The following is a 26578-nucleotide window of genomic DNA, read 5'->3' on the forward strand; positions in this document are numbered from 1 at the left end:
ACATGGGCAAGTACTTTGGAACTGATGGTGTAAGGGGTGTGGCGAATAGCGAATTAACGCCAGAGCTCGCATTTAAAATTGGGAGATTTGGCGGCTATGTGCTCACGAAGGATAAAGAACGTCCAAAGGTACTCGTTGGGCGAGACACACGTGTATCCGGTCATATGTTAGAAGGAGCGCTCGTTGCAGGCTTACTTTCAATTGGGGCTGAAGTGATGCGTTTAGGTGTGATTTCAACACCTGGAGTGTCTTATTTAACGAAAGCAATGGACGCAGAAGCGGGTGTCATGATCTCTGCTTCTCACAACCCAGTTCAAGATAACGGAATTAAATTCTTCGGCGGTGACGGCTTTAAGCTGTCTGATGAACAGGAGAATGAAATTGAGCAGCTGATGGATCAGCCGGTCGATCAATTGCCACGCCCAGTTGGAGCGGATCTTGGAACGGTAAATGACTACTTTGAAGGCGGTCAGAAATACTTGCAATTCTTAAAGCAGACAGCAGACGAGGATTTCACAGGTATTCACGTGGCGCTTGACTGTGCACACGGTGCAACCTCTTCTCTAGCGACACATTTATTTGCGGATTTAGATGCAGATGTGTCCACAATGGGAACATCACCAAACGGATTGAATATCAATGATGGTGTAGGCTCAACTCATCCAGAGGCACTTTCTGCTTTTATGAAGGAGAAGGGTGCAGATATTGGTCTTGCGTTTGATGGTGACGGTGACCGTCTGATTGCTGTCGATGAAAAAGGTGATATTGTAGACGGCGATCAAATTATGTACATATGTGCACGTTATTTGAAGGGCGAAGGCCGATTAAAGGATGACACGGTCGTCTCCACGGTCATGAGTAACCTAGGTTTCTATAAAGCGCTTGAGAAACAAGGCATTAAGAGCATCCAAACCGCTGTTGGTGACCGCTATGTGGTTGAAGCGATGAAAAAGGATGGGTATAATGTCGGCGGTGAGCAATCAGGCCACTTGATTTTCCTTGATTACAATACGACAGGTGATGGCATGCTTTCTGCAATCATGCTTGTCAATACACTCAAAGCAACAGGAAAAACATTGTCAGAGCTTGCCGCTGAAATGGAAAAATTCCCGCAGCTTCTAGTGAATGTGAAAGTGTCTGATAAATATAAAGTAGAAGAAAATGAAAAAGTAAAAGCAGTGATTCAAGAGGTTGAAAAAGAGATGAACGGTGACGGCCGCATTCTTGTTCGTCCATCTGGAACAGAGCCGCTTGTACGTGTCATGGCAGAGGCGAAAACAAAAGAGCTATGTGATGAATATGTGACTCGAATTACCGCTGTTGTGAAAGAGGAAATGGGTATTGAGTAATAGATGAAAGCAAATCGCTAGTAGCGGTTTGCTTTTTTTTCGAATAAACGTCATAAATGGATGGATTTGTACGAATCTTATAGGCGAGGGCAATTTCCTGTTGTCTTCATACATAAGAGAGCACATCAAAGGTAGAACGTGACAAGCCACATCGCATATAGTGTATGGAGGTCTTACTTTCTAAAAGGAAGGGATCACCCGCTACATTGTGATTGACGGAGGTCAGACCTTATAGTACAATCATCCTTGTGTTACTGGATTTTTATTCTATCAGGAAAGGCAGGGTAGATGTTCAGCAACTCTCTTATAATTATAGCGCCCGAACTAAGCGATCGGACGAAAGATGCTTAGTTGACGAGGATGGAGGTTATCGAATTTTCGGCGGATGCCTCCCGGCTGATCAGAAAAGAGATCACAGCCGTAAGTGTTTCTTTAAAGCAAAGAGGTGACTCTTTGTACAAAGGGAATACACATGATCTCCCAAATTAAACATGTAGAGAGGGACGAAGAAATGTCCCTTCTATTTTAGTAGGCTTTCTTTGTCCCTTTCACATGATCGGGAGGAAGAATATTTATGTGTGGAATCGTAGGTTATATTGGTCAGAATGATGCGAAGGAAATCTTATTAAAAGGTTTAGAGAAGCTTGAGTACCGTGGGTATGACTCAGCAGGTATCGCTGTGGCAAACGAAGAAGGCGTGCATGTGTTCAAAGAAAAAGGACGTATCGCTGAGCTTCGTGAAGTTGTTGATGCAAACGTAGCATCTTCAGCTGGAATCGGACATACACGTTGGGCAACACACGGTGTACCAAGCCATCTAAATGCGCATCCGCATCAAAGTGCTTCTGGCCGTTTTACGCTTGTTCATAACGGTGTCATCGAGAACTATGTACAATTGACACGCGAATATTTACAAGACGTCCCACTAAAAAGCGACACAGATACAGAGGTTGTTGTTCAAGTCATCGAACAATTTGTAAGCAGAGGTCTTGATACAGAGGAAGCTTTCCGTCAAACGCTTCTTCAACTAAAAGGCTCTTACGCAATTGCCCTTTTCGATAACGAAAACAAAGAAACAATCTATGTGGCGAAAAACAAAAGCCCATTATTGGTTGGTTTCGGAGAAGATTTCAACGTTGTAGCTTCTGACGCAATGGCGATGCTTCAAGTAACAAACGAATATGCGGAATTAATGGATAAAGAAATGGTCATTGTCACAAAAGACGAGGTGATCATCAAAAACCTTGACGGTGATATCATGACACGTCCTTCTTATATCGCTGAGCTAGACGCAAGCGACATCGAGAAAGGCACATATCCTCACTACATGTTAAAAGAAACGGATGAGCAGCCGCTTGTTATGCGCAAAATCATCCAAGAATATCAAGACGAAAACGGCAAGCTGTCAGTCGCTGGCGATATCGCAAGCGCAGTAGCAGAAGCAGACCGCATTTACATTGTGGCTTGTGGAACGAGCTACCATGCTGGACTTGTCGGTAAACAATACATTGAAGACTGGGCGAAAGTACCTGTAGAAGTCCATGTAGCAAGTGAATTCTCTTACAACATGCCGCTTCTATCGAAAAAACCGTTGTTCATCTTCCTTTCTCAATCTGGGGAGACTGCGGACAGCCGTGCTGTACTTGTTCAAGTCAAAGAACTTGGTCATAAAGCATTAACGATCACAAACGTACCAGGATCTACGCTTTCTCGTGAAGCGGACTTCACATTGCTTCTTCATGCAGGACCAGAAATCGCAGTGGCTTCAACAAAAGCTTACACAGCGCAAATCGCTGTTCTTGCGATCCTTGCATCCGTTGCAGCTGAATTAAATGGTCAATCTCTTGACTTCGACCTTGTGAAAGAGCTTGGGATTGTAGCAAACGCAATGGAAGCCCTTGTCGATCAAAAGGATGAAATGGAACAAATCGCTCGTGACTTCTTCACAGTGACACGTAACGCATTCTTTATCGGAAGAGGACTTGATTACTATGTGTGCCTTGAAGGTTCACTAAAACTAAAAGAGATCTCTTACATCCAAGCAGAAGGATTTGCTGGGGGAGAACTCAAACACGGCACGATTGCTTTAATTGAAGAAGGCACACCGGTCATTGCCCTTGCAACGCAAGAGCACGTGAACCTCAGCATTCGCGGAAACGTCAAAGAAGTCGTTGCACGCGGCGCAAACCCATGTGTCATCTCACTAAAAGGTCTAGAAGACGAAGGCGACCGTTTCGTCCTTCCAGCTGTACACCCAGCACTTGCACCACTTGCATCTGTTGTCCCATTACAGCTAATCGCTTACTACGCAGCCCTTCACCGCGGGTGTGATGTGGATAAACCACGTAACCTTGCGAAGAGTGTGACGGTGGAGTAGGTTTAAATAAAATCGGATTTTTGATACCCCTTTAGATATAATTGTCTAAAGGGGTATTTTTGTGTCTAAAGAACTAAATAAAATGAAAGATAGATTCGATAAGATCGTACATGTTCAAGGGAGCAGAATCATTATGAGTGAATATTTAAAAAAGGAGAAAAGGGGAATTTTTTTTTCTTCATCGTTTATATCGCATTGTTTATAAGCTCTTATTTGTTGATTGGCGGTCCTGCTACCGTCGAAGGACCGATTTGTGTATTTCTAGGATTCTGTTTCGTTCAATTTCATAAATATAGACTTTCAAAAAAGATGCAGGTAATAAAAAGAGAATAGGCATACTAAGAGAGCAGCATGTAGAGAAGACCATACAGCTTGAATATTTTAAAAAGAAAGAGAGAAAAACACATGACCAAACCTAAAATCTATACAATGAGCTTTGCAAAAGTCTATCCTCTCTATATCGCAAAGGCAGAGAGAAAAGGACGAACGAAAGCTGAAGTTGATACGATCATTTGTTGGTTGACGGGGCACAGTCCGGAAGAGTTGCAGGAACGGGTGAATCAACAGATAGATGTTGAAAACTTCTTTGTTGAGGCCCCTGAGCTGCATCCTTTCCGTAGTTTAATCAAAGGAGTCATCTGTGGTGTTCGAGTAGAAGACATTGAGGAAGAAACCATGAAAAACATTCGGTATCTAGATAAGCTGATTGATGAGTTAGCAAAAGGAAAGGCGATGGAAAAGATTTTGCGGTGTTCTTCATGATCATAACAAGCAAGTCCAGTGAATAACCTTCACTGGGCTTTTTTTATATAGACCATTTGACCAATAAAAATAAAACCCATTTGAACGAATTCCCTCTTCATGTCGTCAAAAGAAGTAATACCAAAACAAATTGACGTATGAAAAAGGAGTGGTGTGGATGGACATGAAGCTGATTTTACCTCTTATTTTGCTACAAGCCATTTTAATGGTGATTGGTTTGTTTGATTTGCTGAAAAGAGATCCATCGAGGATCAGAGGAGAAGTGAAGTGGATTTGGGCTTTGGTGATTGTGTTTGTGGCGAGTGCCGGTCCTATTGCGTATTTCATTTTTGGCCGTAAACAATCTTAAAAGGGGGAATTCGCTTGAATATGCTGGAGTGTCATGGGCTGACGAAATCGTATGGCCCGAATGAAGTTTTAAAAAATGTCTCGTTTTCTGTTGGGGAGGTTGGATGTGTCGGCTTTTTAGGAGCCAATGGTGCGGGGAAGACAACGACGATTCGGATTTTGACGGGGCTTGCTCGTCCTACGTCTGGCGTCGTGAAGGTGTCGGGTTTGGATGTGACAAAGGACATGGATGACATTAGTCATGTGATTGGCTATTGTCCGCAGCAGCCTGCATTTTATCAGGATATGACGGGGCAGGAGTGGATGCATTGGGTTGGCGGGTTATTTCAATTAGAGAAAAACATCATTCGCTCCAAAACAGAGGAGCTGTTGAAGCTTTGCCGGATATATGAGGCGAAGGATCGTGCCATTGGCAGCTATAGCGGAGGGATGAAGCAAAGGCTTGCCATTGCGCAGGCACTGATCAACAGCCCGAAGGTTCTGATCTTGGATGAGCCTGTGTCTGCACTTGATCCAATGGGAAGGAAAGATGTCCTGACTTTGATTGAGCGTCTAAAGCATGAGATGTTGATCTTTATGTCGACCCATATTTTAGACGACATTGAACGAGTGGCGGATCATATTATCATGATCAACAGTGGAAAAATTGAGATGTCCTCTTCGATGAAACAGATCAAAGAAGACTATATCCAGCCAGTGATTGAATTTCAATTAGAACAACAGAATACGAAACTAGTGGCTTTGTTAAAGGAGCGGGATTGGGTGGAGGAATGCATTGAAACAGGAGACGCTTATCAGGTGCGAGTCAACGATCAACAAATGGCATTGAAGGAGCTGCCTCGTCTCATCACTGAAGCTGGCGGTGTTCTCCTCCATTATCGACTATCTAAGCTGACGCTTGAAGATATTTTCATGAAGGTTGTGACGGCGTGATGATGTTTAAAAAGGAATTTAGGGAGTTATTCACTAGTTATAAAATGTTATTTGTGCCGATTATTTTTACGATTTTAATGATCACACAGCCTATTACGCTTAAAATGCTGCCAGATCTTTTGTCGAAATCAGCGAATCTACCTGAAGGGTCCACATTTTATATACCAGAGCCTAGCGCTGGTGAGGCTTTAGCGAGTGCATTGAGTAAGTTCGATTCGCTTGGCGTTTTTATTCTCATTATGATTGTGATGGGGACGATCGCAGGAGAGCGTGCCTCTGGGGTGACGGCGATGATCATGGTGAAACCAATCAGTCGAATGAGTTATTATGTCTCGAAAATATGCGCCTATGCTTGTTTGACCTTGTTTAGTTTGGTAGTGGCAGTGCTTGCCTCCGTTTATTATGTGGACATCCAATTTGGGCATGTGGATTGGGTCAATGTGGTAAAAGGAATGCTTCTTTATTACCCCAATTTATTGCTGATTGTGGTATCGACCATTTGTGCTTCGGCATTCTTTACACGTTCCGTCACAGCTGGCGGTGTATCGCTTTTGATCAACCTTATTCTATTTACCGTTCCTTCATTTTATGAGGATACATTAGGGAAGTTTGCGCCTAAAGGCGTGACAAGTGCGGCCGAGGAGATGATTCATAGAGGGACTTATTCGGATCAGGCGCTTACAAGCTTTCTAGGTGTATCTGTATTGATTGGTTTCTTTTTTCTCATCGGATGGTTTCTTTTTAGAAAACAAGAATTATAGGTTGGTGGACCCTTTGGATATGAAGATCTAAAGGGTCTATTTTATAGGAGACTTTTTATTTGGAAGGCTTTTTTGTTAGCGTCACTAGAAGCATATCAATCTGAGTGAGAAAGAAAGTTTGATATGATGGATATAAATTGATTGTATTTTCAGAAAAGGGGTTTTTATCAATGAGAACATCACGTTATCCGGAGACCATTCACCCGCCAGTTGCACCATATACTCATCAAATAGAAACAACAGGACCACAGCGGTGGTTAACCCTATCAGGTCAAGTAGGGATGGAGACGGATGGAACAATTCCAGAGAGTCCATTAGAGCAGCTCCAACTAGCATTAGAGAATGTGAAGCGAAACATAGAAGCGGCAGACATGACGGTAGAAGACATAACGAAATTAGTATTTTATCTCGTAGGAGAGTTCGATGCGGAGAGCAGAAAACGAATCATGGGGCAGTTTTTGGGCGAGCATCTGCCTTGTATGACGATGATTTATGTGGTGGCATTGGCTTCTCCTGCTCTTAAGGTAGAAGTGGATGCTTGGGCTTGTCAGGAGATTTAATCGGTAAAAGATTGGGTGGTTGATGCTCAATCTTTTTTGTTTTGTGAAATTTTAAGAAATTACCTCTATACCCTTATCTTGTTATTGTCTGTATGGTAATATCAGGGTAAATATTGAGTGGGTCTAATTACATTTACATGTCATCGTAAAAAACACCATTGATAAGCATACATCACTCTAATAGTAAGGGAGAGATTTGATGCCATTCATGGAGGTTCAGAATATAAGCAAACGATACAGCAATGGTGATGGGATAGAGGGTCTGTCATTTTCCATCGAAGCAGGTGAGGTTGTGGCGCTACTCGGGCCTAATGGTGCCGGGAAGACGACAACGATTCGGTGTTTAACGGGGCTATATAAACCAGATGGAGGGGAAATTCTCATTGAGGGTTTCCCGCCTGGTCATTCCCATGTCCAAAAACAAGTAGCTCTTATTCCTGATCAGCCGTATTTGTATCCAGACTTAACGGCTGCTGAACATGTTCAATTCCGTGCTCGTGGATATCATAAAGGCTTAAAACAGATCAAGGAAAAGGTATATGGAGCGTTGAAAGAAGTACATATGGAAAAAAAGATGAACGAACTGTGCGGAAGGCTGTCAAGAGGCCAAAAGCAGCGTGTCGTCTTAGCAGGGGCCATTGTTCAAGATGCCTCCCTTTTTATATTAGATGAACCGACTGTCGGGTTAGATATTCCGTCAAAACAGTGGCTGGCGGATTGGCTGAGACAAAAAAGCAGTCAAGGTGGGTCGGTCTTTGTGTCGACTCATAGTCTGGAGTTCGTTCTCGATACGGCCAGTAGGGTGGTATTGATACGAGACGGCGCCATCATGAAAAATATGGATGTTCCTCAATTAAAGGAAGAACAGAGTGAGTGGAGGGCAGAAGTCATTCAACTTCTGGGGGAGTGGTCAAGTGAATAACACACTCTCCCTTTTATGGATGAAATCTCAAAGACGCTTGATCAGTAAAAATCAAGAAAAGAAAATGCCTTTTCTGATCTTACTTCTTTTCATTGCGGCTATTGGTTTTCAGCTAAGCGCAGTTTCAAGTATGGGTGATTGGAATGCCGTTGCAGCTGGGTGGATCATTGCCTGTTTGTTTGTTCTCTATACGGGGTTTGGCTTGTTTACAAATCGGCTGCCTAGTCAAATGAACGATATCATTTGGTTATATGGAAATGGCGCTTCTCTATGGACAGTTGTCATCAGTGTATGGTTATATCACATTTTTTGGCGAGGGGCTCTTCTCATTGTTTCTGCTGTGGCTGCGGATCTACTTCTGTTTTTTATGACGCAGCAGTACCCGTTTCTGCTTGGAAAATCACTCATCCTGACAGGGCTGTTATGTTTGGCTGAAACTTGGATGATTGCGATGTCTTGTGCTAGAACCATTCGAGTATATAAGCGCCTGCTCATACTCGGTTTTGTATTGATGTTTGGCTTCTTTGCACTGCTGGTTTTGAATCAATTCATGATGAAACAGCCCTTCTTGATGAACATTGCTGATTCTTTGATGTTTCAAGCTGGACGTATGATCGGAGAGTTCTCCATTCTTTCTTCATCTTTATTGGAGTAATGTTCCTATCTTTCATCATGATGTATAGGGCTAGTCATCGTTTAGAGATGAAGGAGTCTTTAGTCAAAGAGGCAGTATTTTGGGAAGAATTTGAGGGGAAACATATTCAATCAAGTCCAATTGTTCAAAAAAAGGTCAAGACGTGGTGGGGGCTTTCGTCATTAACGGGTAGCTGGGCTTTTCTTTGGATTGAATTATTGCTGGTAAAAAAGTATGCTGCCTTTCATTTGTTATCTACCATGCTGTTAATTGGTACTTACTATGTCGTCCTTACTTATTTTTCTGATTGGCTGAATCTATTCTTAATCGTCATCGCTTCATCCGTTCTTTTTAGTTCATATTATGCTGGGATTGTAAGACACGCACAAACAGGAGTGCTCTATCTTTTTCCAGGTGCTTTATATCAAAAAATCATTCTGTTAGAAGTGTTTCAAACCTTTTGGCTGTATGCGTTCTACTTGATTTCTCTTTATTTAATTGAGATTCAGGATGTATTGTATTGGACCTTATTTGGTGGAGGAGTTTATATATGGTTTTTGGCCATACGGCTCTTTGCCTTTATGCAGCCTCTGAGAAGAGAAAGGAGTTTTGCTTTGGCCGCCTATTATCGATCATTGCTATTTGCGTCTGTGATCAGTGCTATGGTTATGATTAGCATTCATCTAATCACTGATGGCTTGTTGACAACAATTGTATCCCTAGTGGCTGGAGCAGGATTTTATGTGCTTTGTTATCGATACCGTGCGGTTCATTAAACAGAGGAGTTGATTGTCAATGAAACCAGAAAATAAGCTGTCTCAATCAGTTCAACAATTGGCAAATACAAATGAAGTAACGATCGTTCAAGCAATAGGGGAATTGAGAAAGTTCGGAAAAGATGCAGTACCCGTCCTTGTTGAGGCTTTAAAAGAAAAAGGATCTCTGCGGAACATTGCAGCAGCTGTACTTGGTGAATTTGGAGCAGATGCGGGAGAAGCAGCTGAGCCACTAGCACAGCTATTAGAAAGTGAAGAAGAGGATACAAGAATGGCCGCTGCCATGTCACTCATGAGGATTGGACAGCCTAGCTTGCCATTCCTTCTGGCACTGGCTAAACGTTATGAGGGACCTACTTGTTTCTGGGCATCATGGTGTATCTCTTGGATTGATCCATCAAAAATTGAAAAAAACATGTACGAGTGCTTAAAACAAGAACAAGAAAATCCAACAGGCAGCGTCACTCCTTTTGCTGCAGAGGAAGCATTAGGGAAGATTATTGCTTTTCAGCTAAAGGAAAAGGGGGATGAATAGTGGAAACGCAAAAACTCAATTGGCCTGAGCACCTCCCTTGGATTTTTCCTTCAGATCAAAGGAGTTTATCTGAGGGACAGCAGCTTCTATACTTTTGGTCAGTCAACTGTCCGCATTGTGAAGAATTAACCGACCACATTCTACATCGTGTAAATCAGTTGGGTATTCATTTAACCTGTGTCCATGTTCCATATACAGAAGATGAAAAGTCGGCAGATGTTGTTTCAGAATATGCAGAGGAAAAAAATATGACCGCTCCTATTGTGTTGGATCAGGATTATGAGATTGTTGCAAAGTATAAGATTCAAGGGTTACCTAGCTTTTGCCTTATAGATGAAGAGGGAAATTTAATAGATCGAAAAATGGGAGATAGCGGCTTGGAAAAAATATTGAAAAAGTTAGAAAAACATTCAATTAGTTAGTAAGTATCAGGGAGGAGAGAGTGTTGTTTCTATCAAACAAAGAATTAAAAAGAAACACGGTTTTTTTCGCCGGTGTTGGAGCGGTTTTGTTGATTTTAATGATATTGAAATGGTTTTCGATTTCTGCAGACTGGGAGCTGACGTTGATTTTTTGGGGATTGGGGATTTTGTTTTATTTGAAACGTGTGACGCGGAAAGAAGAAAGTCATCATTCATCAATTCATTCGTATGAAACCTAGAATGTATATTCTAGGTTTTTTTATTAAATTTACCTTAAAACGCATGTTTTTACATGGGTGTAGAGACCAATTTTTTAAAAGTGTGGTAGGATAAATATGCTTTTATATTTTCCGAAGGAGCTGTCGAGTTGAAGGGGTCTAGGGTTGAGTTAATTGATAGTTTGCGTGGTTTTAGTTTATTAGGTATTTTGATCGTGAATATGCTTAATTTTCAATATGATTATGATTTTGAGAAAATGTTTGATTCGAGTTTTTGGGGGCAGGAATTTGGCGTTTATGTAACGGAAATTTTGTTCCAGGGGTCGTTTTATCCGATTTTCTCCTTTTTGTTTGGGTATTCTTTTATCAAGCTGATTGAATCTACGAAAGCTAAGGGACTAAATACGAATGCCATTGTCGTCCGCCGTGGTTTTGGTCTGATTGTGCTTGGAATGCTGCATTACATCTTTATTTGGAATGGTGACATTCTTCTTTATTATGGAGCTTGTATGCTTTTCTTGATGATGTTTATGAGCAGCCGGATCAAAACAATGCTGATTTGGTCGGGTGTGTTAGGTGCATTGTCATTAGTCGTTTCGCCATACATGATGAAACTTGTTCATGGGACTGATGAATTATTAACCGATGTGTATGCGAAGGGTGATTATGCTGATATTTTGCTCAGCCGGATTACGGTTGAAGACGATATGATGATTGTGACCATTATTTTGGCGATCGTGAGCATTACGTTTATGCCGATACTAGGGTTTCTTTTCGGTACGATGACGGTGGGGCCGTTCGCCTTGCTAGGCATGGTGATTGGTAAACGAGGGCATCTCACAGAAGAAGATCGAGGGATGGCCTATCGCAAAGGCTGGGTCTGGGTCATTGTCGTCGGCCTTGCACTAAAATGTGCGACGTTCATTGATGCGCCTTGGAGTGAATTCGTTATGGTTCTCGGTGGATATGTGCTGGCGATCGGGTATATTCAAGCTTTTATTGTTTTTTACTATTCGAAGGCAGCCGAAGGCCTCAAACGTTTGCTTGCAGGGCTTGGTCGTTTGTCCCTTTCAAATTATTTGGCGCAGTCGATCATTTGTACAACGATTTTCTATTCTTATGGACTTGGTCTATTTGGACAAATGGGATCAATGTTTGGACTGCTGCTCGCTGTCGGACTGTATACAGCACAGCTGTTCATCAGCTATCTCTATTTGAAAAAATGGAGAAGAGGTCCGGTGGAGTGGATGATGGGAAAATGGGTGTATTGGAGATAAATTTTGTTGGGGAAGGCCGCATAGCTGAAAAGCTGTGCGGTTTTTTAGTTGAGTTGCAATCAAAAAATGGTTGATTATTCTTTCAGTGTGTATATAATGTATATATAGTGTATATACAATATTTCGTTCCAAACACCAGTACAGAAAAAAAGAGGTTTTTATATGCAAATTACGATTTCAAACCACTCTAAGGAGCCCATCTATGAGCAAATTACGAATCAAATTAAATCGATGATTTTAACGGGTGAGCTGGCGGAAGGTGCGGCACTACCGTCTATTCGAAAGCTAGCGAAGGATTTGCAGATCAGCGTCATCACAACAAAGCGAGCATATGAAGAGTTAGAGAAGGCAGGATTTATTTATTCGATTGTCGGTAAGGGATCATTTGTTGCCGAGCAAAACCTAGAGGTCATGAGAGAGAAGAAATTGAAGGTGATTGAGGAACAGCTTGGAGCAGTTGTTACAAACGGCAAGGAATTAGGCTTATCTTTTGATGAATTGCAGCAGTTATTAAAGTTCTTGTATGAGGAGTGAGAAGAGTGGAGCACGTGATTGAATTCAAAGGAGTATCAAAACGATTCAAGGACTTTTCTGTTCAGAATCTTGATTTACAGGTCAAAAAAGGCTTTGTTACAGGGTTTATTGGAGAAAATGGCGCTGGTAAGTCGACCACGATTAAAATGATTATGAATTTATTAAAACCAGATTCGGGTGAGGTTAAAATCTTCGGACTAGATTACCGCACCCATGAAAAAGAGATTAAGGAACGAATCGGCTTTGTTTACGATGCTAACGTTTTTTTCCCAGGATTGAATTTAAAGGACATTAAACGAATTGTGGCACCTGCCTATAAACGCTGGGATGACCAGCTTTTTTATCAATATATTGAACAGTTTGGTCTGCCGCTGAATAAAGCGATCAAAACATTTTCAAAAGGGATGCAGATGAAGGCGTCACTTGCGATTGCGCTGTCGCATCATGCCGAGCTGATTATCATGGATGAACCAACTGCTGGGTTGGATCCGGTCTTTAGAAGAGAGCTGCTCGGCACGTTACAAGAATTGATGATTGATGGAAATCGAACGATCTTTTTCTCGACGCATATGACGACTGATTTAGATCGCATTGCGGATTATATTGCGTTTATACAAAATGGAAGATTGGTCTTTCAACAGTCGATTCATGAGGTGGCGGAGAATTATGCGCTGGTGAAGGGGAGCCTGGATTTATTGGATCGAGACACAGAAAAGGCGTTTATCCATATTCAGCGTACGGCAGCCGGATTTGAAGCATTAACAGATCGGATTGATGAGGTGAAACTTATTTTTGGGGATGCTGTTGTGATTGAACCGGCGTCGCTTGAGGATATCATGTTTTATTTGAAAGGCGGGGTTGCGCATGTTTCATTTAATTAAGCGTGATGTGATTTTGCAAAAGAAGCAGTTACTTATTTTTATTCCGTTTATCTTATTTTTTATTTTCATGGATGTCCATCCAGTATTGACGTTTCTAGTCGCTAGTGTCTTCATTCCATTTAACACATACGCTTATGATGAGAAGGCAGAAACGAATATTCTATTAAATTCTTTGCCTTATACACGGAATGAAATTATTGCATCTCGTTATCTTGGTGCCGTTTTTTATATGGTCATTGCGATCGGGCTGACAAGTGTTGCTTTATTTAGTTTTGGGAAGCTGTTTTCGATGACGGATATTGCTCTTGGCAGCGGGTTGTTTTTATTGTTCGCGGCGTGTACGTTTCCATTGTTTTATATCTTAAAGCCTGGTTATATCACAACGGCAGTGCTCATTGGCTTTATCCTATTATCTGCTATGGGACCGCCAGTTGTTCTCTATTTAGCAGAGCAATTCAGTGGGGTCACTGATTTTATGATGAATTTATCGATCCCTATTTTATATACGGGATCAACTGTGCTGATTATGCTCATCTACTTGCTGTCTTGGGGACTTTCTACTGCGATTTACCAGAGGAAAGTGTTCTAATTCAGATGATCACATCATTTTTAGAGAATCATTCATTTTGAGGTAAGACTTTCAAAATGGATGATTCTTATTTTTTTGCATCTGGTGAAATTGACATACAGAAGAAAAGAGGTTATTATTAATTAACATAATGTTAATAATTTTTAACATATTGTTAAATAAATCATCCTTTAAGAAAGGGATTTCAAATGGAGATTAAAAATCGAATTAAGGTATTACGGGCAGAAAGAGACTGGACACAAAAGGATTTGGCAGAGAAGTTAGGTGTGACTCGTCAAACTGTGGCAGCGATTGAAAATGGTAAATATTCTTTGTCTTTAAAATTAGCCTTTCAAATTGCTAGGACATTTGAAGTTGATTTGTATGACGTATTTCAAGAGGTCGACAAGGAGGAACCACAATGATGACGACGATCATTCTTTATTCTTTGATTATCCTTTCTATTTTAAGCACGGCCTTTCAATTTAAGAAAAACCGTGAATATAAACATGATGAACGAGGTCAATTTATTCTAGCGAAAGCAGGAAGTTTTTCTATTGTAGTGTTGCTTTAGCTTATCTATTAGTTGTTATCATTCAATCTTTAGTCCATCAATTTTCATCTCCAACAGAATGGTTTTATATAGCGATTACTTTTATGTATGTATCAAGTGTTTGCGCAAATACAATCGGCATCATCTATTGTGAAAGAAAATATTAATTTTCATCGAGGGATGTAGGCTAGAGTTCTTCATCATGAAGGGAAGAGAAAACCAATGAAAAAAATATTGAGAATCATGCTGATCTCCATAGGCACCATTATCACGGTCATGGTTGTTTTTCTAGCTACTGTTTATTTTGTAAGCCTCATTAGTAATGAACGGGAGAAGGGGAAAATAGAAGCTTATGGGCAAAAGGTCTTGGTGGATGGGAAGCAAATGAATGTGCTCATTCAAGGCGATGGGAAAGAAACGATTGTACTTCTCCCAGGCTATGGAACTGCTTCACCAGTGCTAGATTTCAAGCCTCTAGTAGATGAATTATCACCTTATTATAGAGTCGTAGTGATTGAACCATTTGGATATGGTTTAAGTGACGATACAGATAAAGTACGGACAAGTCAAAACATTGTAGATGAGATTCATGAATGTTTGCAGAAGCTTAACATTAAAAAGTATACGTTGATGGGTCATTCGATCTCTGGCATTTATGGATTAGAATATGTGAATCAATATGAAAAAGAAGTCCAAGCGTTTGTTGGAATTGACAGCAGTGTTCCTAAGCAGGAGGATGCAGATGAATTGCCAGTCTCCAGCTTACAGCTGCTTCATCAATCCGGCTTTTACAGATTGATAGTGAAAGTGAATCCAGACCAACTGGTGATGCCTAAAGTGGATGATCAAACGAAAGCTCAGATTAAAATGCTGACCTTCCGAAATTTCTTGGATGAAAGCCAAGCTAGTGAGGCAGAAAACTTCACGAATAATTTTAAAAATGCTCAACGCATACATTTCCCTAAGAATCTCCCCGTTGTTTTCTATCTAGCGGATCAAACGGAGAAAGAAACACCAAGCTGGAAACCAATGCATGAAGATCTACTGAAAAATGTAGATCACGGAAAAGTAGTTACTTTCAAAGGCGGCCATTATTTGCATCATACGAAATCGAAGGAACTCGCAGCTGATTTTAGAGAATTTTTATCTAACATCGAGAGTCACCGTTAGTAATAATACCTTCCCCGCATTATCTAGTTACCCAAGTTTATTGAACAATATTTTCATTTTCTAGTGTTGAAAAATTTACAATTTGTACTTGAAGAGACCGTGTGAGCGGTCTTTTTTTTTATTCTATACAAATCTTTAAGAACAGTTTATAATGAAAAATACAAATATACATACCAACGGTCGGTATGTAAAAGGGGGCGTTTTATTTGGCCAGAAATAAATATCCAGAAAAGACAATCAAGCAAATTTTAGATGTGTCGACGAAGCTGTTTCAGGAAAAAGGATTCGAAAAGACGAGTTTGCAGGATATCATCCAAGAATTGAACATGTCTAAAGGGACTATTTATCATCATTTTAAATCGAAGGAAGAAATATTACGTGCCGTGATGGAGAGGCAATTTCGTCATGCGACTGAGAAGCTTGAAGATCTGATTAAGCATACAGAGGCAGCGCATGCGAAAGAGAAGTTGCAGCGTATTTTAGAGCAACTAGTGGCAGATTCAAAATCTCATTCGATTGATGGGATCTTGGTTGACCAGATCAAAAATCCGCAATTTGTGGTTGAGGGAATGAAAGCAGGCGTAAATCAGGATGCGCTTAAAATCAAACAGCTGATTCTTGAAGGAATTGAGGATGGTTCGATAAAGACTGCATTTCCTGGTGAAGTGGCAGAAGTGTTTATGCTTCTCGTCAATATATGGCTGAACCCAACGCTATTTGCTCGTGATGAGCAGGAAACTAGCCAGCGTTTACTGTTTTTACAACAGATGATGAAAGGTCTCGGAGTGGATGTGGTGAGTGATCTATTTATTCAAAAGGTCACAGCGCATTATGCTGGGATTGGTGGTTATGATCAGCCAAGAACCTAAATGGTCAGAAAAGAGTCAAAAGCAAAATTCATTTCATAGGAGGATGCCTTATGCTTCACTTCGTAAAACTTGAGCTAAGAAAAAGCCATATGAAACATTATATTCAAGCTAGTATGATTGTCAGTATTGTACTGCTGGTGTTTATTTATTTTGTCGCGTTTGTTGCACAGGTTGAACAGGAAATAGGTTTTCAGCAATATCAGAATATCTATTTGTTGACCAGTATAGTATGGATGATCTTTTTTTCGATCGTCACAGCCATGATGTATTGTCGAGTAATAGTGACTGCATTGAAAGAACATGAACCTCATTCATCCAGTATGAAGTCATCCCTCCTTTCGAGAATGGTTTGGATGCTTTGCTTTTCTACAATTGTCATGCTGTGTAGTATCATTCCTTCATTTGTTGTGTTTAGTGTCACTGAAACATTCTTCCCTATTGTTCAAGATGCACTGACAGCTGATGTGATGTTCACTGTGATCAAAACGTACCTAGTGTTTACTTGTTGTATCAATGGTATTGGCATGATTGCGATGAGAGTGGGGGTAATGAAGAGGTCTACTTTCATGACCATTCTGACTGCGATTGTTCTATGTGCTGTTTTAGGAAACGTATTAATCGCTGTTTATGGAAATGATCAAATGAATTTCATTTTGTCAGGAGTCATGATGATAGCTGTCCTCATTGTGATCTTGGAATTATGGGGCCGCATGACACGGCTTCAAGCGAGATAAGCGAGTATACAAGGAGGGAGACATATGGAGCATACGATTCAAATTGAACAATCGGTCGTAGAATTATCGTTGGATTGGTTGCTCGGAGAGGTGTGTATTCAACACCATGACCGTCCTTATCTCATCATTCGTCAAACGGCCAATCAAGTGTTTCCAAATCGTTATTTGATGAGTCATCAGGTAAAGGATGGGCGATTGTTCATTAAAGATAGACGGAAAAAAATACTCAGCTTAGGGCTTCAACTTTATAAAACTGATGTCGCTATTTTTCTCCCTAAACGACAATTACAGTCCATTTCCATTCGTTGTAAAGGAGCAAATCTTCAGGCAGAGAGACTGAAGGCGGAAAATGTCTCTTGTCATTTAACTTCCGGTAAAACGATGCTATCAGGTGACATCAAGCATCTCCATTTAGAGACAGTAGGTGGGCTTATTTCTAGTCGGCAACTGACCACACAAAGATTATTACTGCACGCCACATCGTCAAAAGTTGAGTTGACGGGTGCCTTTTCGGACGTTGATCTGCATGTAACAGGTAGAAGGATGCAGATTCATTCTACAAACATGCTAAATTCACTTAAATCTACTTCAACTGGAGCAAATGTCAAAGTGGCGATACCGGAAAATGATGGATTTACTTGTTATGTAAAGAAAAGATCCGGCGCTTTCCGGAATGACTTTTCTTGTCATCGAGAGAAGGACAAAATGGTGCATAAAAATGGACTGCGATTCTTTGAGGTTGATATAAGAGGCGGTCAGTTTTTATTAAGTCATCAGCTTTGAAGTGACTTTCACCCCTTGGTTCAATATATCAATATAAAACAATTTGAGCATCTCTTTATGTCGGAATATTCCGTTAATAGTGTTTCCCTCAAAAAAACAATTGTATTTTAAGGGTAGATTTATTATGATAATATACATCGAAAGATTGATGTTTCTCAATTAGAATGAACATTCTGATTTTTATTTTTTATGTTGTTTGTTGATGAGGGGGAAGAAAAGTGGCTCAAAAGGAATTAAAGAGAGGGTTAAGTGCCCGCCATATTCAAATGATCGCACTTGGCGGCACGATTGGTGTTGGCTTATTTATGGGGTCAGCCAAGGCCATTCAATGGACAGGTCCATCGGTTCTTCTCGCGTACGCAGTATGTGGTATCTTTATCTTTTTTATTATGCGTGCGATGGGAGAAATGTTATACGTTGAACCGAGTACAGGTTCATTTGCTACATTTGGTCATCAATATATTCATCCGCTTGCGGGGTATATGACAGCTTGGAGTAACTGGTTCCAGTGGGTCATTGTCGGGATGTCAGAAATTATTGCCGTAGGCGCTTATATGAAATATTGGTTTCCGGAGCTGCCAGCGTGGATTCCAGGATTAATTGCGATGATTATTTTGGGAGCGGCCAACTTGATTTCGGTTAAATCGTTCGGTGAGTTCGAATTTTGGTTTGCAATGATCAAGATTGTGACGATTATTTTAATGATCATTGCAGGTCTAGGCATTATTTTCTTTGGATTTGGAAATGGCGGGACGCCTATTGGCTTGTCTAATCTGTGGGCGCACGGCGGGTTCTTTACAGGTGGATTTACCGGATTCTTGTTTGCGTTGTCGCTCGTCATTGCTGCCTATCAGGGTGTAGAGCTGATTGGGATTACAGCAGGTGAAGCGCAAAATCCAGAAAAGACGCTGACCAATGCCATCAAAAGTATCATCTGGCGTATTTTGATTTTCTATATCGGTGCGATCTTTGTCATTGTGACAGTGTATCCTTGGGATCAGCTGAATACCCTTGGCAGTCCATTTGTGGCGACGTTTGCGAAAATTGGGATTACAGCAGCCGCTGGTATTATTAACTTTGTCGTCATTACAGCAGCGATGTCCGGCTGTAATAGTGGGATTTTCAGTGCGGGACGTATGCTTTATACATTAGGTGTGAATGGGCAGGCGCCTGCTTTCTTCACCAAAATTTCAAAGAATGGTGTGCCGTATTTTGGGACATTCGCTGTGCTGATTGGTCTAGCGGTAGGAGTTGTCCTCAATTATGTTGCGCCACCAAACATTTTCGTCTATGTGTATAGTGCGAGTGTACTTCCTGGTATGGTGCCATGGTTTGTGATTTTGATTAGTCATATCGGCTTTAGAAAGGCGAAGGGATCTGCGCTTGATCAGCATCCATTCAAAATGCCGCTAGCGCCGTTTTCTAATTATCTTACAATCGGTTTCTTATTGATGGTGCTTGTATTTATGCTCATTAATCAGGATACGCGTATTTCTCTAATTGTGGCAATCGGGTTCTTGATTGTAGTAGCGCTTAGCTTTTATGTCTTTGGGATCGGGAAACGGAAGCCGATCGAAACAGCTTCTTCTGATCAAACGGTAAAATAATCAAAGGCCTTGCGGGATGGACCGCAAGGCCTTTTTTTGTTTAGAGTGAAGCTCTTACACGGTTAAAGACATCTGGAAAGTTGGTGAAAAGACCGGTGACGCCGTATTGCAGTAGACGGGTCATATCTGCTTCGTTGTTGACCGTATATGGGTGGAGGAGGAGTCCGTGGCTTCTGACCTGCTGTACGTTTTCAAGTGTCAATGCTCTAAAATTCGGTCCGACACCCACTGCATAAGATTTGATGAAATCGAGCTGATCATCTGTGATGGACGTCATTTGTGTTCTGTCTAATAGCTGTACTTTTGGAAGGCGTGGATCTAATTTCTGTAGTTTTAGCAGGCTGTCTTGACTAAAGGATTGGATAATGACCTGCCCTTTTCTTGTGTGTTTCCCGAGAAGATGATGTTTTTTTAGGGTCGCCAATAGTTTTTCTTCCATTTGCGGATAGATGTCTGGTTTTTTTGTTTCAATATAATAATTTTCTCGTTTACCGAAATAGCGCAGCACTTCATCTAATGTGAGGACTCGCTGTCCGATATAGTTGGCGTTTTGTCTGTCGGGATTGACTTCATTAAACCAAGTACCAGCATCAAGCTGTTTGATTTCGGCAAGTGTGAGGTCTTTGATCCAGCCCGTTCCGTTTGTGGTGCGGTCAACGGTTTCATCGTGCATGACGATGAGATGTCCATCCTTTGTCATTTGAAGGTCGAGTTCGAGGTAATCCGCATTCATCTTTGTGGCGAGTTTGTAAGAAGCCAGGGTATGCTCTGGTGCATACCCTGATGCTCCGCGATGTGCAACGGTTAGAATACGATCTGGAGATAAAAGATGTTCATGTGCTGATACGGTGGTCGGCACCCAAGCAATAGACAGTAAAGCAAAAGAGAGCAACACGAAAGCAAGTAATCTACTTTTCTTCATATTTTATCCTCCTTTTACGGTAACTGCCTCCATCATAAGAAATAGATGTAAAGGGCATGTTGGGCGGATATGAATCTTTTATGTGATTTTCATTAAGCTTGCTCTACGCGCTTCCCTGTATTCCAAGTCATCGCTAGGAAGACAATTGCAAGCACACAAGAACCAACCAATAAAATGAAGCCTCCTGTCCAGTCGTAATGATCCACGACGACGCCCATCATCGCATTGGCGAAGGCAGAGCCGCCAATATAACCGAAGAAGCCTGTGAGTCCAGCCGCAGTGCCAGCCGCTTTTTTAGGAGCGAGGTCAATGGCTTGAAGTCCAATGAGCATGACAGGTCCGTAAATTAAAAAGCCGATGCTGATGAGGGCAATGTTATCGACCATTGGATTGCCAGCAGGGTTTAACCAGTAAACAAGCACCGCAATTAACACCCCAGCCATAAAGAGGACGCCTGCTGGTGCACGGCGGCTTCTAAAGAAGCGGTCGCTGATCCAGCCGCACAATAATGTGCCGGGAATGCCTGCATATTCATAAAGAAAATATGACCAGCGTGAATGCTCTGGTGAAAAGCCCTTTGCTTCTGTTAAGTAGGTCGGCGCCCAGTCCACGACACCGTAACGGACGAAGTACACAAAGACGTTGGCAATGGCGATATACCAAAGGAATTTATTGTTGAGTACATACTTAAATAAAATCTCTTTCACTGTTAATTCTTTTTCTTGATCTTCATACTGCTGTGCCGGATAGTCATTGCGATATTCCTCGATTGGCGGAAGACCAGCGGATTGCGGGGTATCCCGGACGAGAAGAATGATCACGAAGGAGACGATAATGGCAATGATGGCAGGGAAGAAAAAGATGCTTTTCCACGTCGCAAACAGCACAATCCCTAAGGTGATGAGCGGTGCAAGAATTCCCCCGCCGATATTGTGAGCGACGTTCCATATGGACATTTTCGTTCCGCGTTCACTAACCGAAAACCAATGCGCCATCGTCCGTCCGCATGGCGGCCACCCCATGCCTTGGAACCAGCCGTTTAAAAACATGAATAAGAACATGATCCATACACTTGACGTCACCCATGGAAATGAGACAAATAGGATATTGATAAGGGCTGATAGAAAGAGTCCAGTGGCTAAAAAGTATCTTGGGTTACAGCGGTCTGAGATCATCCCCATGATGAATTTACTAAAGCCATAAGCGATGGAGACAGCTGCGAGTACAAAGCCTAATTCACTTTTCGTGAACCCTTCTTCCTGTAGATACGGAATAGCAAAAGCGAAATTTTTCCGCAGCAAATAGTAGCCCGCATACCCGATAAAGATGCCTAAAAAGACTTGCAGCCGTAGCCGCTTATACGTCTCGTCTGTTTTGGCATCATCGAGCCTGTCGATATGCGGAGCGGGTTTAAACCATTTGAACATAAAGATCCTCCTCTTGTCGTTGTCCGATTGACTGAAGCAAAAGTACGAGATCAGCGTTTGATCTTGTACTTTTTAAGAGACAAAAGAATTGATAACGCTTTCTTTTGTACTCCCATCATATCGGATGGAAGAGACGTTTATGATGAGGCTTTTGTCATAATTTTGGAAAAACAGTTCATCAAATAACGAAAAAAATCCGCACAATGGCGGATTTTTTCTTAGCTGTTACAGAGACACATTAATTTTCGCAGATTTCTTTAGTTTTTCAATTTCTTTTTGTACTTCTTTCTGCTTTTCTTGAGATTCTAGCTGTTTTTTAATTTGTGATTTAACCTCTTTGTACTCTGGTGCTTTTTGCTTTTGTTTTTTCATTTCATCAGCGTATTGATCATAGTACGCTTTAACGTCCTTTTCAGAGACGGACGCTGGTTTGATTTCTTTGTCGACATACTGGCTATATTTGATGCTGTCGGCAATGTCACTTTTCAGCTGATCCATGGTGAGTCCGCTTTTCTTAAGGGCTTCTTCAAATTGAGCGTTGTCTTTGAATTGTTTCTTTTCTTCTTTTAGCTGTTTATCTACCTGCTTGTCAGAGGCTTTGATGCCCTTCTTCTCAGCATCTTGCAGAATGAGCTCTTGACCTACGAGCGCATCAATGGTTTGTTTCTTGACTGCTTTTGCGCCTTCTTTAGATGTTGGGTCTTGCCCAGATTGCTGAAGCTGTCCTTGAATGGTTGATAGAGCGCTATTATATTCATTACCTGTGATTTTGTCTTGGTTGACGGTCGCAACGACCTTTTGATCATCAATTTTTTGTGCGTCTAATTTCTTTTGCATCTCTTCCATTTGCTTTTGCTGTTCTTTTTGGTCAGCCTGTGTTGTTTCCTTGCTTTTGGCTGAATCGTTTTGCTTATCTTGTTTGGCATCGTTTGACGAGCAGGCTGCAAGCCCAACAGATAACAAACAAGCGATGAGTGTGTATGATACCTTTTTCATCATTTTCTCTCCCTTCGGTATGAGAACATCTAGTGCGCATTCTAACCGTTTTTTAGGAAAAATAAAACCGTACAGACAATTTGTTAGCGGATTGACATGTTTTTTATCTGTTTGTCCTCATTTTGTCTTCTCATAGTCATCTTGTGACAGACTCAATCGTGGAATAATTGTTCCATCGCTTCGTCGATATTGGTGATTGGCTGGCGGCAGCTGTAGTTTTCACAAATATACACGGTGGTTTTGCCATCGATCGTTTTGTAATCTTTTGTAAAGGGCGCGAGTTTTGCTAATTCCTCCCCTGTTTCGGCAGTCAATATGATATCAAATGGCATGAAGCGTTTTTGAAGCGCCTGTAAAAGCTGTTCTTTTTGAGGGTCGCCGTTTTTTCCGAGAATGATGATTTCTCTTTTCGTTGCATATTGAGCGAGGAGCCCTTGCAGAAACGCTGTGTGCCCGCTTGGATAGGAAGAGACATCGACATAAAAGGCTTTGAACATCTGCTCTAATGTGTCCAGCCAATCCTGACGTCCGGTCAGTCTGCTTAGCATGAGAAGCTGCTTGAGTGCGGTGCTGTTACCAGAAGGCATGGCGCCGTCGTACACTTCTTTTTCTCGAACGATGAGCGCTTCCGCATCTGATCCTGAGAAGAAAAAGCCCCCTTTTTCCTTGTCCCAAAACAGCTCAAACATGTTCTTGGCAATGGCTGTCGCTTTTTCCAGCCATGCTAATTCAAAGGTCGCTTCGTATAAAGACATATACGCTTTTAGCATATGAGCATAATCCTCGATAAAGCCTAGGTGCTTTACGTCACCTTCTCTATATCGGACCATGAGACGATCATGTTGGACGAGGTGTGTTTCTAGAAAAGACATCGCCTGTTTTGCCATACAGATTGCTTCCTCTGCATCAAAGACCCTTCCTGCTTTGGCTAGAGATGAGATCATCAGTGCATTCCATGATGTGAGTACCTTGTCATCGACAAGCGGTGCGGGTCGCTGCTGTCTGACAGATTGTAAAATGTGCCGAGCCTCTTGCAGCTTAGACTGAAGCGCATGGTCATCAATCGAAAAAGAGGCTTTGATGTCATCAAAAGAGGTGGAAATGGTATGAGGGATGTTCGCCCCTTCAAAGTTCCCCTCTTCTGTGATGTGATAGATAGCGCAGAATAATGCACCGAGGTCCTCGCCTAAATGAGTCATGATCTCATTTTTTGACCAAACGTAATATTGTCCTTCTTTCCCTTCAGAATCTGCATCTATCGCTGAATAAAAGGAGCCGCCCGGATTCATCATATCTCGCTTGATAAAGTGGATCAGGCGGTGGACAAGCTTTTCATATTCAGGTTGTTGAGTGAGCTGATACGCTTCTGTGTAAGCTTCCATCAGCAAGGCGTTATCATACAGCATTTTTTCAAAATGAGGCACAAGCCATTTTTCGTCTGTTGAATAACGAGAAAAACCTGAACCGACATGGTCGTATATACCGCCATTTGCCATTCCATCTAACGTTTTCATGACTGCATATAGCGCATTTTCCTGCCCAGTCCATTCGTAATAGCGCATCAAGAATGAAAGCATATGAGGTGCAGGAAATTTTGGCGCGGAGCCGAATCCGCCGTGCAGCGTATCAAAGCTGCTCATGAGCTGATAATAGGCTTTGTGGATCGCCTCTTGAGTGAGCGTACTTTCTGTCTGCCCTGCTGCTTTGATTCGCAGATTATTTGTCGCCTTCTCTGCCAATGATTCGATATGATCGCGGTCGTTGTGATATGCGTCCAGCAACTGTGTCAGTGCCTCGATGAAGCCAGGACGCCCGTAAGCACTTCTCTTTGGAAAATACGTCCCCGCAAAAAAAGGCTTTTGATCAGGCGTGACAAACACATTGAGCGGCCAGCCGCCTTGCCCCGTCATCATCTGACAAACAGACATATACATCGAGTCGATATCTGGACGCTCCTCACGATCGACTTTGATTGAAATGAAATGCTCATTTAAGATGTCAGCGACTTGTTGATCTTCAAAGCTTTCGTGTGCCATGACATGGCACCAGTGACAAGTGGCATAACCGATGCTGACAAGCACTGGCTTATTTTCACGTTTGGCTTTGTCGAATGCTTCTTGCCCCCACGGGTACCAGTGAACTGGGTTGTGGGCGTGCTGAAGGAGGTATGGTGATTTTTCAGTGATGAGTGTGTTGGGTGTTTGGTTGTTTGACATGGGTCACCTGCTTTTTCATAATTAGTTTAATTTCATCTTAAATTTCTTAAGGGGTAGAGACTAAGTCAGAATTTGAGTGTATCATTTTGTTAAAATATAGGTTGCTATTTTAGAATGTGGGGAGTTCTGATGTCTAAAAAAACAATGAGCCATTTATCATTACTATGCTTTGTAATAGGTGTTCTACTTTGGGTCCCTAATTGGATATTTGGATATGGAAGCGGAATATGGTTAATGAATTATGTCTTAGGTCCAGTTGGTATTATATTAAGTATTTATGGTAGAAATTATCTTTATACGTTTTTAAACTTGCTCACGACATTTAGTTTCTTTAAATTCATGTTTCTTGGGTATCTCTAATTGAGACGCGACATCTATTCGCTTATCTAATACAAAATAATGAGAACGGAGAGATGAAATGGATTATGTTTATCAGAAAAAGGAAAAGAAAAACGGTAATTGTGTTATTTCCGTTAGAGATAGATGGGAGAATTCAATTATTGAATTTGAAAAAAAGCAAAATCACATTGATATAGTGGTTAATTACCGTAATGATAAGACAACGAAGTATTCAATGCCAATAGAGATTTTTGAAAAAGTTTACGATGATCTGCAAAGAGGTAATTGAGGGGATTTTGGTTCCTTCAACTACCTGTTACATTTATATTCGCTTTTCTATTAATAACTTCAATTGATCTTTGCTTAACCAAGGTTACGCTTCTACAATCTCTAATAACACAGCATTTTGATGTAATTTGTCAATTCTCCTTTATTTCTTCACTAACACATATTGTAGGTGTTCTAATTCAAACTTAGCGATCAGTTCATCAATGTCTTTAAAAACGATATGTTTCCCAAACTGTTTTTTGCTTAGGTCAATTTCTACATCCAATTGATCATCCTTTTCTTTCGTTTCGAGTTCATTTAGACAAGAATAGATTTCGATGGTTTCTCCTTTTGACAGCACTTTTTCAATGAATTGAAAAAGTGCACGAAGAGAATGAATGATTTCTAATTCATAAACAAAAGGATGCGTGAATTTGTTTCTTACCGCTTCATAGACAGGATCTAGATAATCAATGTGAATGCCTTCGAAATCCTCTTCTGTTTCAAATACTTCTATCAAAAGCTCTTCTTTTTGATAGGTTTTGTGCTTTTTTTGTTTTTGATCAAACAATTTGATATTGAGTTCAGAGAGTGGTTTATAGGTAGGATTTTGACCAATGGTCCCAAGCGGCAGTTCTTTGTTTGATCCAATATAATGCTGTAAAGTCATGGGTTGCCCTCTTTTCTTCAATGATTTCTTGTTCGTTGATTATTTACTTTTTATCAATAAATGGTGGAATGTGCAATTCTTTTCACATTCGTTTTCTACAAAAGAAAAGGGCAAGTCGTTTGACTAAATACCTCTTAGGGTATACTATCTGTCATAGAAAGAATAGAA

Annotated in this window: 28 protein-coding genes and 1 pseudogene; 24 read left to right on the forward strand and 5 right to left on the reverse strand. The window is 41.2% G+C overall.

Annotated elements, in window-relative coordinates:
• The first annotated feature begins 2 nt into the window (after positions 1 to 2).
• The 23 genes and pseudogenes from glmM (at position 3) to MHI33_RS01630 (ending at position 19573) form a co-directional block, all read left to right on the forward strand.
• Positions 3 to 1349 (forward strand): phosphoglucosamine mutase, encoded by a 1347-nt coding sequence (gene glmM, locus MHI33_RS01520; RefSeq protein ID WP_044139154.1) that lies wholly within the window; start codon positions 3 to 5, stop codon positions 1347 to 1349.
• 574 nt (positions 1350 to 1923) lie between these two features.
• Positions 1924 to 3726: a glutamine--fructose-6-phosphate transaminase (isomerizing) gene (gene glmS, locus MHI33_RS01525; protein WP_044139155.1), complete on the forward strand. Its 1803-nt coding sequence runs from the start codon at positions 1924 to 1926 to the stop codon at positions 3724 to 3726.
• Positions 3727 to 4131: 405 nt separating this feature from the next.
• Positions 4132 to 4488, forward strand: coding sequence for a DUF2200 domain-containing protein (locus MHI33_RS01530; protein WP_113768605.1), 357 nt, complete (start codon positions 4132 to 4134; stop codon positions 4486 to 4488).
• Positions 4489 to 4645: 157 nt separating this feature from the next.
• The gene (locus tag MHI33_RS01535; RefSeq protein WP_277687451.1) at positions 4646 to 4837 is read left to right on the forward strand and encodes a PLD nuclease N-terminal domain-containing protein; all 192 of its coding nucleotides are present in this window, start codon (positions 4646 to 4648) and stop codon (positions 4835 to 4837) included.
• A gap of 14 nt (positions 4838 to 4851) precedes the next feature.
• Positions 4852 to 5769 (forward strand): ABC transporter ATP-binding protein, encoded by a 918-nt coding sequence (locus MHI33_RS01540; RefSeq protein ID WP_126741713.1) that lies wholly within the window; start codon positions 4852 to 4854, stop codon positions 5767 to 5769.
• Positions 5766 to 6530 (forward strand): ABC transporter permease, encoded by a 765-nt coding sequence (locus MHI33_RS01545; protein WP_340908555.1) that lies wholly within the window; start codon positions 5766 to 5768, stop codon positions 6528 to 6530. The genes MHI33_RS01540 and MHI33_RS01545 overlap by 4 nt, the downstream gene beginning before the upstream one ends.
• 170 nt (positions 6531 to 6700) lie before the next feature.
• Positions 6701 to 7090, forward strand: coding sequence for a RidA family protein (locus tag MHI33_RS01550; RefSeq protein WP_340908558.1), 390 nt, complete (start codon positions 6701 to 6703; stop codon positions 7088 to 7090).
• 199 nt (positions 7091 to 7289) lie between these two features.
• The gene (locus tag MHI33_RS01555; protein ID WP_340908560.1) at positions 7290 to 8012 is read left to right on the forward strand and encodes an ABC transporter ATP-binding protein; all 723 of its coding nucleotides are present in this window, start codon (positions 7290 to 7292) and stop codon (positions 8010 to 8012) included.
• 19 nt (positions 8013 to 8031) lie between these two features.
• Positions 8032 to 9422 (forward strand): annotated as a pseudogene (gene skfF / locus MHI33_RS01560) (sporulation killing factor system integral membrane protein).
• Positions 9423 to 9441: 19 nt separating this feature from the next.
• Positions 9442 to 9957 carry a HEAT repeat domain-containing protein gene (locus MHI33_RS01565; RefSeq protein ID WP_050943428.1) on the forward strand — a complete coding sequence of 172 codons (516 nt, stop codon included), beginning with the start codon at positions 9442 to 9444 and terminating at the stop codon, positions 9955 to 9957.
• The gene (locus MHI33_RS01570; protein ID WP_065097726.1) at positions 9957 to 10379 is read left to right on the forward strand and encodes a TlpA family protein disulfide reductase; all 423 of its coding nucleotides are present in this window, start codon (positions 9957 to 9959) and stop codon (positions 10377 to 10379) included. Before MHI33_RS01565 ends, MHI33_RS01570 begins: the two co-directional genes overlap by 1 nt.
• 23 nt (positions 10380 to 10402) lie before the next feature.
• Entirely contained in the window at positions 10403 to 10618 is a 216-nt protein-coding gene (locus tag MHI33_RS01575) for a hypothetical protein (RefSeq protein WP_283924102.1), read from the forward strand.
• 128 nt (positions 10619 to 10746) lie between these two features.
• On the forward strand, positions 10747 to 11874 hold the full coding sequence (locus tag MHI33_RS01580) for a DUF418 domain-containing protein (protein ID WP_335351428.1): 1128 nt from the start codon (positions 10747 to 10749) through the stop codon (positions 11872 to 11874).
• 162 nt (positions 11875 to 12036) lie between these two features.
• The gene (locus MHI33_RS01585; protein ID WP_003217079.1) at positions 12037 to 12408 is read left to right on the forward strand and encodes a GntR family transcriptional regulator; all 372 of its coding nucleotides are present in this window, start codon (positions 12037 to 12039) and stop codon (positions 12406 to 12408) included.
• Between the two features lie 5 nt (positions 12409 to 12413).
• Positions 12414 to 13289: an ABC transporter ATP-binding protein gene (locus MHI33_RS01590; protein ID WP_025206645.1), complete on the forward strand. Its 876-nt coding sequence runs from the start codon at positions 12414 to 12416 to the stop codon at positions 13287 to 13289.
• Positions 13273 to 13878 carry an ABC-2 transporter permease gene (locus tag MHI33_RS01595; RefSeq protein ID WP_065097723.1) on the forward strand — a complete coding sequence of 202 codons (606 nt, stop codon included), beginning with the start codon at positions 13273 to 13275 and terminating at the stop codon, positions 13876 to 13878. The genes MHI33_RS01590 and MHI33_RS01595 overlap by 17 nt, the downstream gene beginning before the upstream one ends.
• 188 nt (positions 13879 to 14066) lie before the next feature.
• Positions 14067 to 14282, forward strand: a complete 216-nt coding sequence (locus MHI33_RS01600; protein ID WP_003217221.1) for a helix-turn-helix transcriptional regulator — start codon at positions 14067 to 14069, stop codon at positions 14280 to 14282.
• Positions 14279 to 14431, forward strand: coding sequence for a hypothetical protein (locus MHI33_RS01605; RefSeq protein ID WP_340908569.1), 153 nt, complete (start codon positions 14279 to 14281; stop codon positions 14429 to 14431). The genes MHI33_RS01600 and MHI33_RS01605 overlap by 4 nt, the downstream gene beginning before the upstream one ends.
• A 201-nt stretch (positions 14432 to 14632) precedes the next feature.
• The gene (locus MHI33_RS01610) at positions 14633 to 15580 is read left to right on the forward strand and encodes an alpha/beta fold hydrolase (RefSeq protein WP_340908572.1); all 948 of its coding nucleotides are present in this window, start codon (positions 14633 to 14635) and stop codon (positions 15578 to 15580) included.
• A 236-nt stretch (positions 15581 to 15816) separates the two neighbouring features.
• On the forward strand, positions 15817 to 16449 hold the full coding sequence (locus MHI33_RS01615; protein ID WP_445661785.1) for a TetR/AcrR family transcriptional regulator: 633 nt from the start codon (positions 15817 to 15819) through the stop codon (positions 16447 to 16449).
• 50 nt (positions 16450 to 16499) lie between these two features.
• Positions 16500 to 17183 (forward strand): bacitracin ABC transporter permease, encoded by a 684-nt coding sequence (locus MHI33_RS01620; protein WP_268483256.1) that lies wholly within the window; start codon positions 16500 to 16502, stop codon positions 17181 to 17183.
• 24 nt (positions 17184 to 17207) lie between these two features.
• Complete coding sequence (locus MHI33_RS01625) at positions 17208 to 17966, forward strand: DUF4097 family beta strand repeat-containing protein (RefSeq protein WP_268483258.1); 759 nt, start codon at positions 17208 to 17210, stop codon at positions 17964 to 17966.
• A gap of 218 nt (positions 17967 to 18184) precedes the next feature.
• Positions 18185 to 19573 carry an amino acid permease gene (locus MHI33_RS01630; protein WP_106032882.1) on the forward strand — a complete coding sequence of 463 codons (1389 nt, stop codon included), beginning with the start codon at positions 18185 to 18187 and terminating at the stop codon, positions 19571 to 19573.
• Between the two features lie 40 nt (positions 19574 to 19613).
• Here MHI33_RS01630 and MHI33_RS01635 read toward each other — a convergent pair whose 3' ends face one another.
• From MHI33_RS01635 to MHI33_RS01650, 4 genes are all read right to left on the reverse strand, one after another.
• Positions 19614 to 20495 carry a glycerophosphodiester phosphodiesterase gene (locus MHI33_RS01635; RefSeq protein WP_065097716.1) on the reverse strand — a complete coding sequence of 294 codons (882 nt, stop codon included), beginning with the start codon at positions 20493 to 20495 and terminating at the stop codon, positions 19614 to 19616.
• Positions 20496 to 20587: 92 nt separating this feature from the next.
• Entirely contained in the window at positions 20588 to 21922 is a 1335-nt protein-coding gene (gene glpT, locus MHI33_RS01640; protein ID WP_050943401.1) for a glycerol-3-phosphate transporter, read from the reverse strand.
• Positions 21923 to 22147: 225 nt separating this feature from the next.
• Complete coding sequence (locus MHI33_RS01645; protein WP_340908580.1) at positions 22148 to 22918, reverse strand: SurA N-terminal domain-containing protein; 771 nt, start codon at positions 22916 to 22918, stop codon at positions 22148 to 22150.
• A gap of 152 nt (positions 22919 to 23070) precedes the next feature.
• A complete protein-coding gene (locus MHI33_RS01650) occupies positions 23071 to 25134 on the reverse strand; it encodes a thioredoxin domain-containing protein (RefSeq protein WP_321160738.1) in 2064 nt (687 codons plus the stop codon).
• Between the two features lie 418 nt (positions 25135 to 25552).
• On the opposite strand from MHI33_RS01650, the gene MHI33_RS01655 reads away from it, so the two are divergent.
• Positions 25553 to 25762 (forward strand): hypothetical protein, encoded by a 210-nt coding sequence (locus MHI33_RS01655; protein WP_217013173.1) that lies wholly within the window; start codon positions 25553 to 25555, stop codon positions 25760 to 25762.
• A gap of 141 nt (positions 25763 to 25903) precedes the next feature.
• On the opposite strand, the gene MHI33_RS01660 is transcribed toward MHI33_RS01655, so the two are convergent.
• Entirely contained in the window at positions 25904 to 26410 is a 507-nt protein-coding gene (locus MHI33_RS01660; RefSeq protein WP_217013174.1) for a hypothetical protein, read from the reverse strand.
• Positions 26411 to 26578: the final 168 nt, after the last annotated feature.

This window comes from Bacillus sp. FSL K6-2971 (assembly GCF_038006405.1).
GTDB lineage: Bacteria > Bacillota > Bacilli > Bacillales > Bacillaceae > Bacillus > Bacillus pumilus.

Coding starts and splice junctions, on each gene's coding strand:
- glmS (WP_044139155.1), top strand. CDS start 1,924: ATGTGTGGAATCGTAGGTTATATTGGTCAGAATGATGCGAAGGAAATC.
- MHI33_RS01555 (WP_340908560.1), top strand. CDS start 7,290: ATGCCATTCATGGAGGTTCAGAATATAAGCAAACGATACAGCAATGGT.
- MHI33_RS01605 (WP_340908569.1), top strand. CDS start 14,279: ATGATGACGACGATCATTCTTTATTCTTTGATTATCCTTTCTATTTTA.
- MHI33_RS01585 (WP_003217079.1), top strand. CDS start 12,037: ATGCAAATTACGATTTCAAACCACTCTAAGGAGCCCATCTATGAGCAA.
- MHI33_RS01660 (WP_217013174.1), bottom strand. CDS start 26,410: ATGACTTTACAGCATTATATTGGATCAAACAAAGAACTGCCGCTTGGG.
- MHI33_RS01550 (WP_340908558.1), top strand. CDS start 6,701: ATGAGAACATCACGTTATCCGGAGACCATTCACCCGCCAGTTGCACCA.
- MHI33_RS01645 (WP_340908580.1), bottom strand. CDS start 22,918: ATGAAAAAGGTATCATACACACTCATCGCTTGTTTGTTATCTGTTGGG.
- MHI33_RS01655 (WP_217013173.1), top strand. CDS start 25,553: ATGGATTATGTTTATCAGAAAAAGGAAAAGAAAAACGGTAATTGTGTT.
- MHI33_RS01535 (WP_277687451.1), top strand. CDS start 4,646: ATGGACATGAAGCTGATTTTACCTCTTATTTTGCTACAAGCCATTTTA.
- MHI33_RS01620 (WP_268483256.1), top strand. CDS start 16,500: ATGCTTCACTTCGTAAAACTTGAGCTAAGAAAAAGCCATATGAAACAT.
- glpT (WP_050943401.1), bottom strand. CDS start 21,922: ATGTTCAAATGGTTTAAACCCGCTCCGCATATCGACAGGCTCGATGAT.
- glmM (WP_044139154.1), top strand. CDS start 3: ATGGGCAAGTACTTTGGAACTGATGGTGTAAGGGGTGTGGCGAATAGC.
- MHI33_RS01530 (WP_113768605.1), top strand. CDS start 4,132: ATGACCAAACCTAAAATCTATACAATGAGCTTTGCAAAAGTCTATCCT.
- MHI33_RS01595 (WP_065097723.1), top strand. CDS start 13,273: ATGTTTCATTTAATTAAGCGTGATGTGATTTTGCAAAAGAAGCAGTTA.
- MHI33_RS01600 (WP_003217221.1), top strand. CDS start 14,067: ATGGAGATTAAAAATCGAATTAAGGTATTACGGGCAGAAAGAGACTGG.
- MHI33_RS01625 (WP_268483258.1), top strand. CDS start 17,208: ATGGAGCATACGATTCAAATTGAACAATCGGTCGTAGAATTATCGTTG.
- MHI33_RS01635 (WP_065097716.1), bottom strand. CDS start 20,495: ATGAAGAAAAGTAGATTACTTGCTTTCGTGTTGCTCTCTTTTGCTTTA.
- MHI33_RS01565 (WP_050943428.1), top strand. CDS start 9,442: ATGAAACCAGAAAATAAGCTGTCTCAATCAGTTCAACAATTGGCAAAT.
- MHI33_RS01650 (WP_321160738.1), bottom strand. CDS start 25,134: ATGTCAAACAACCAAACACCCAACACACTCATCACTGAAAAATCACCA.
- MHI33_RS01610 (WP_340908572.1), top strand. CDS start 14,633: ATGAAAAAAATATTGAGAATCATGCTGATCTCCATAGGCACCATTATC.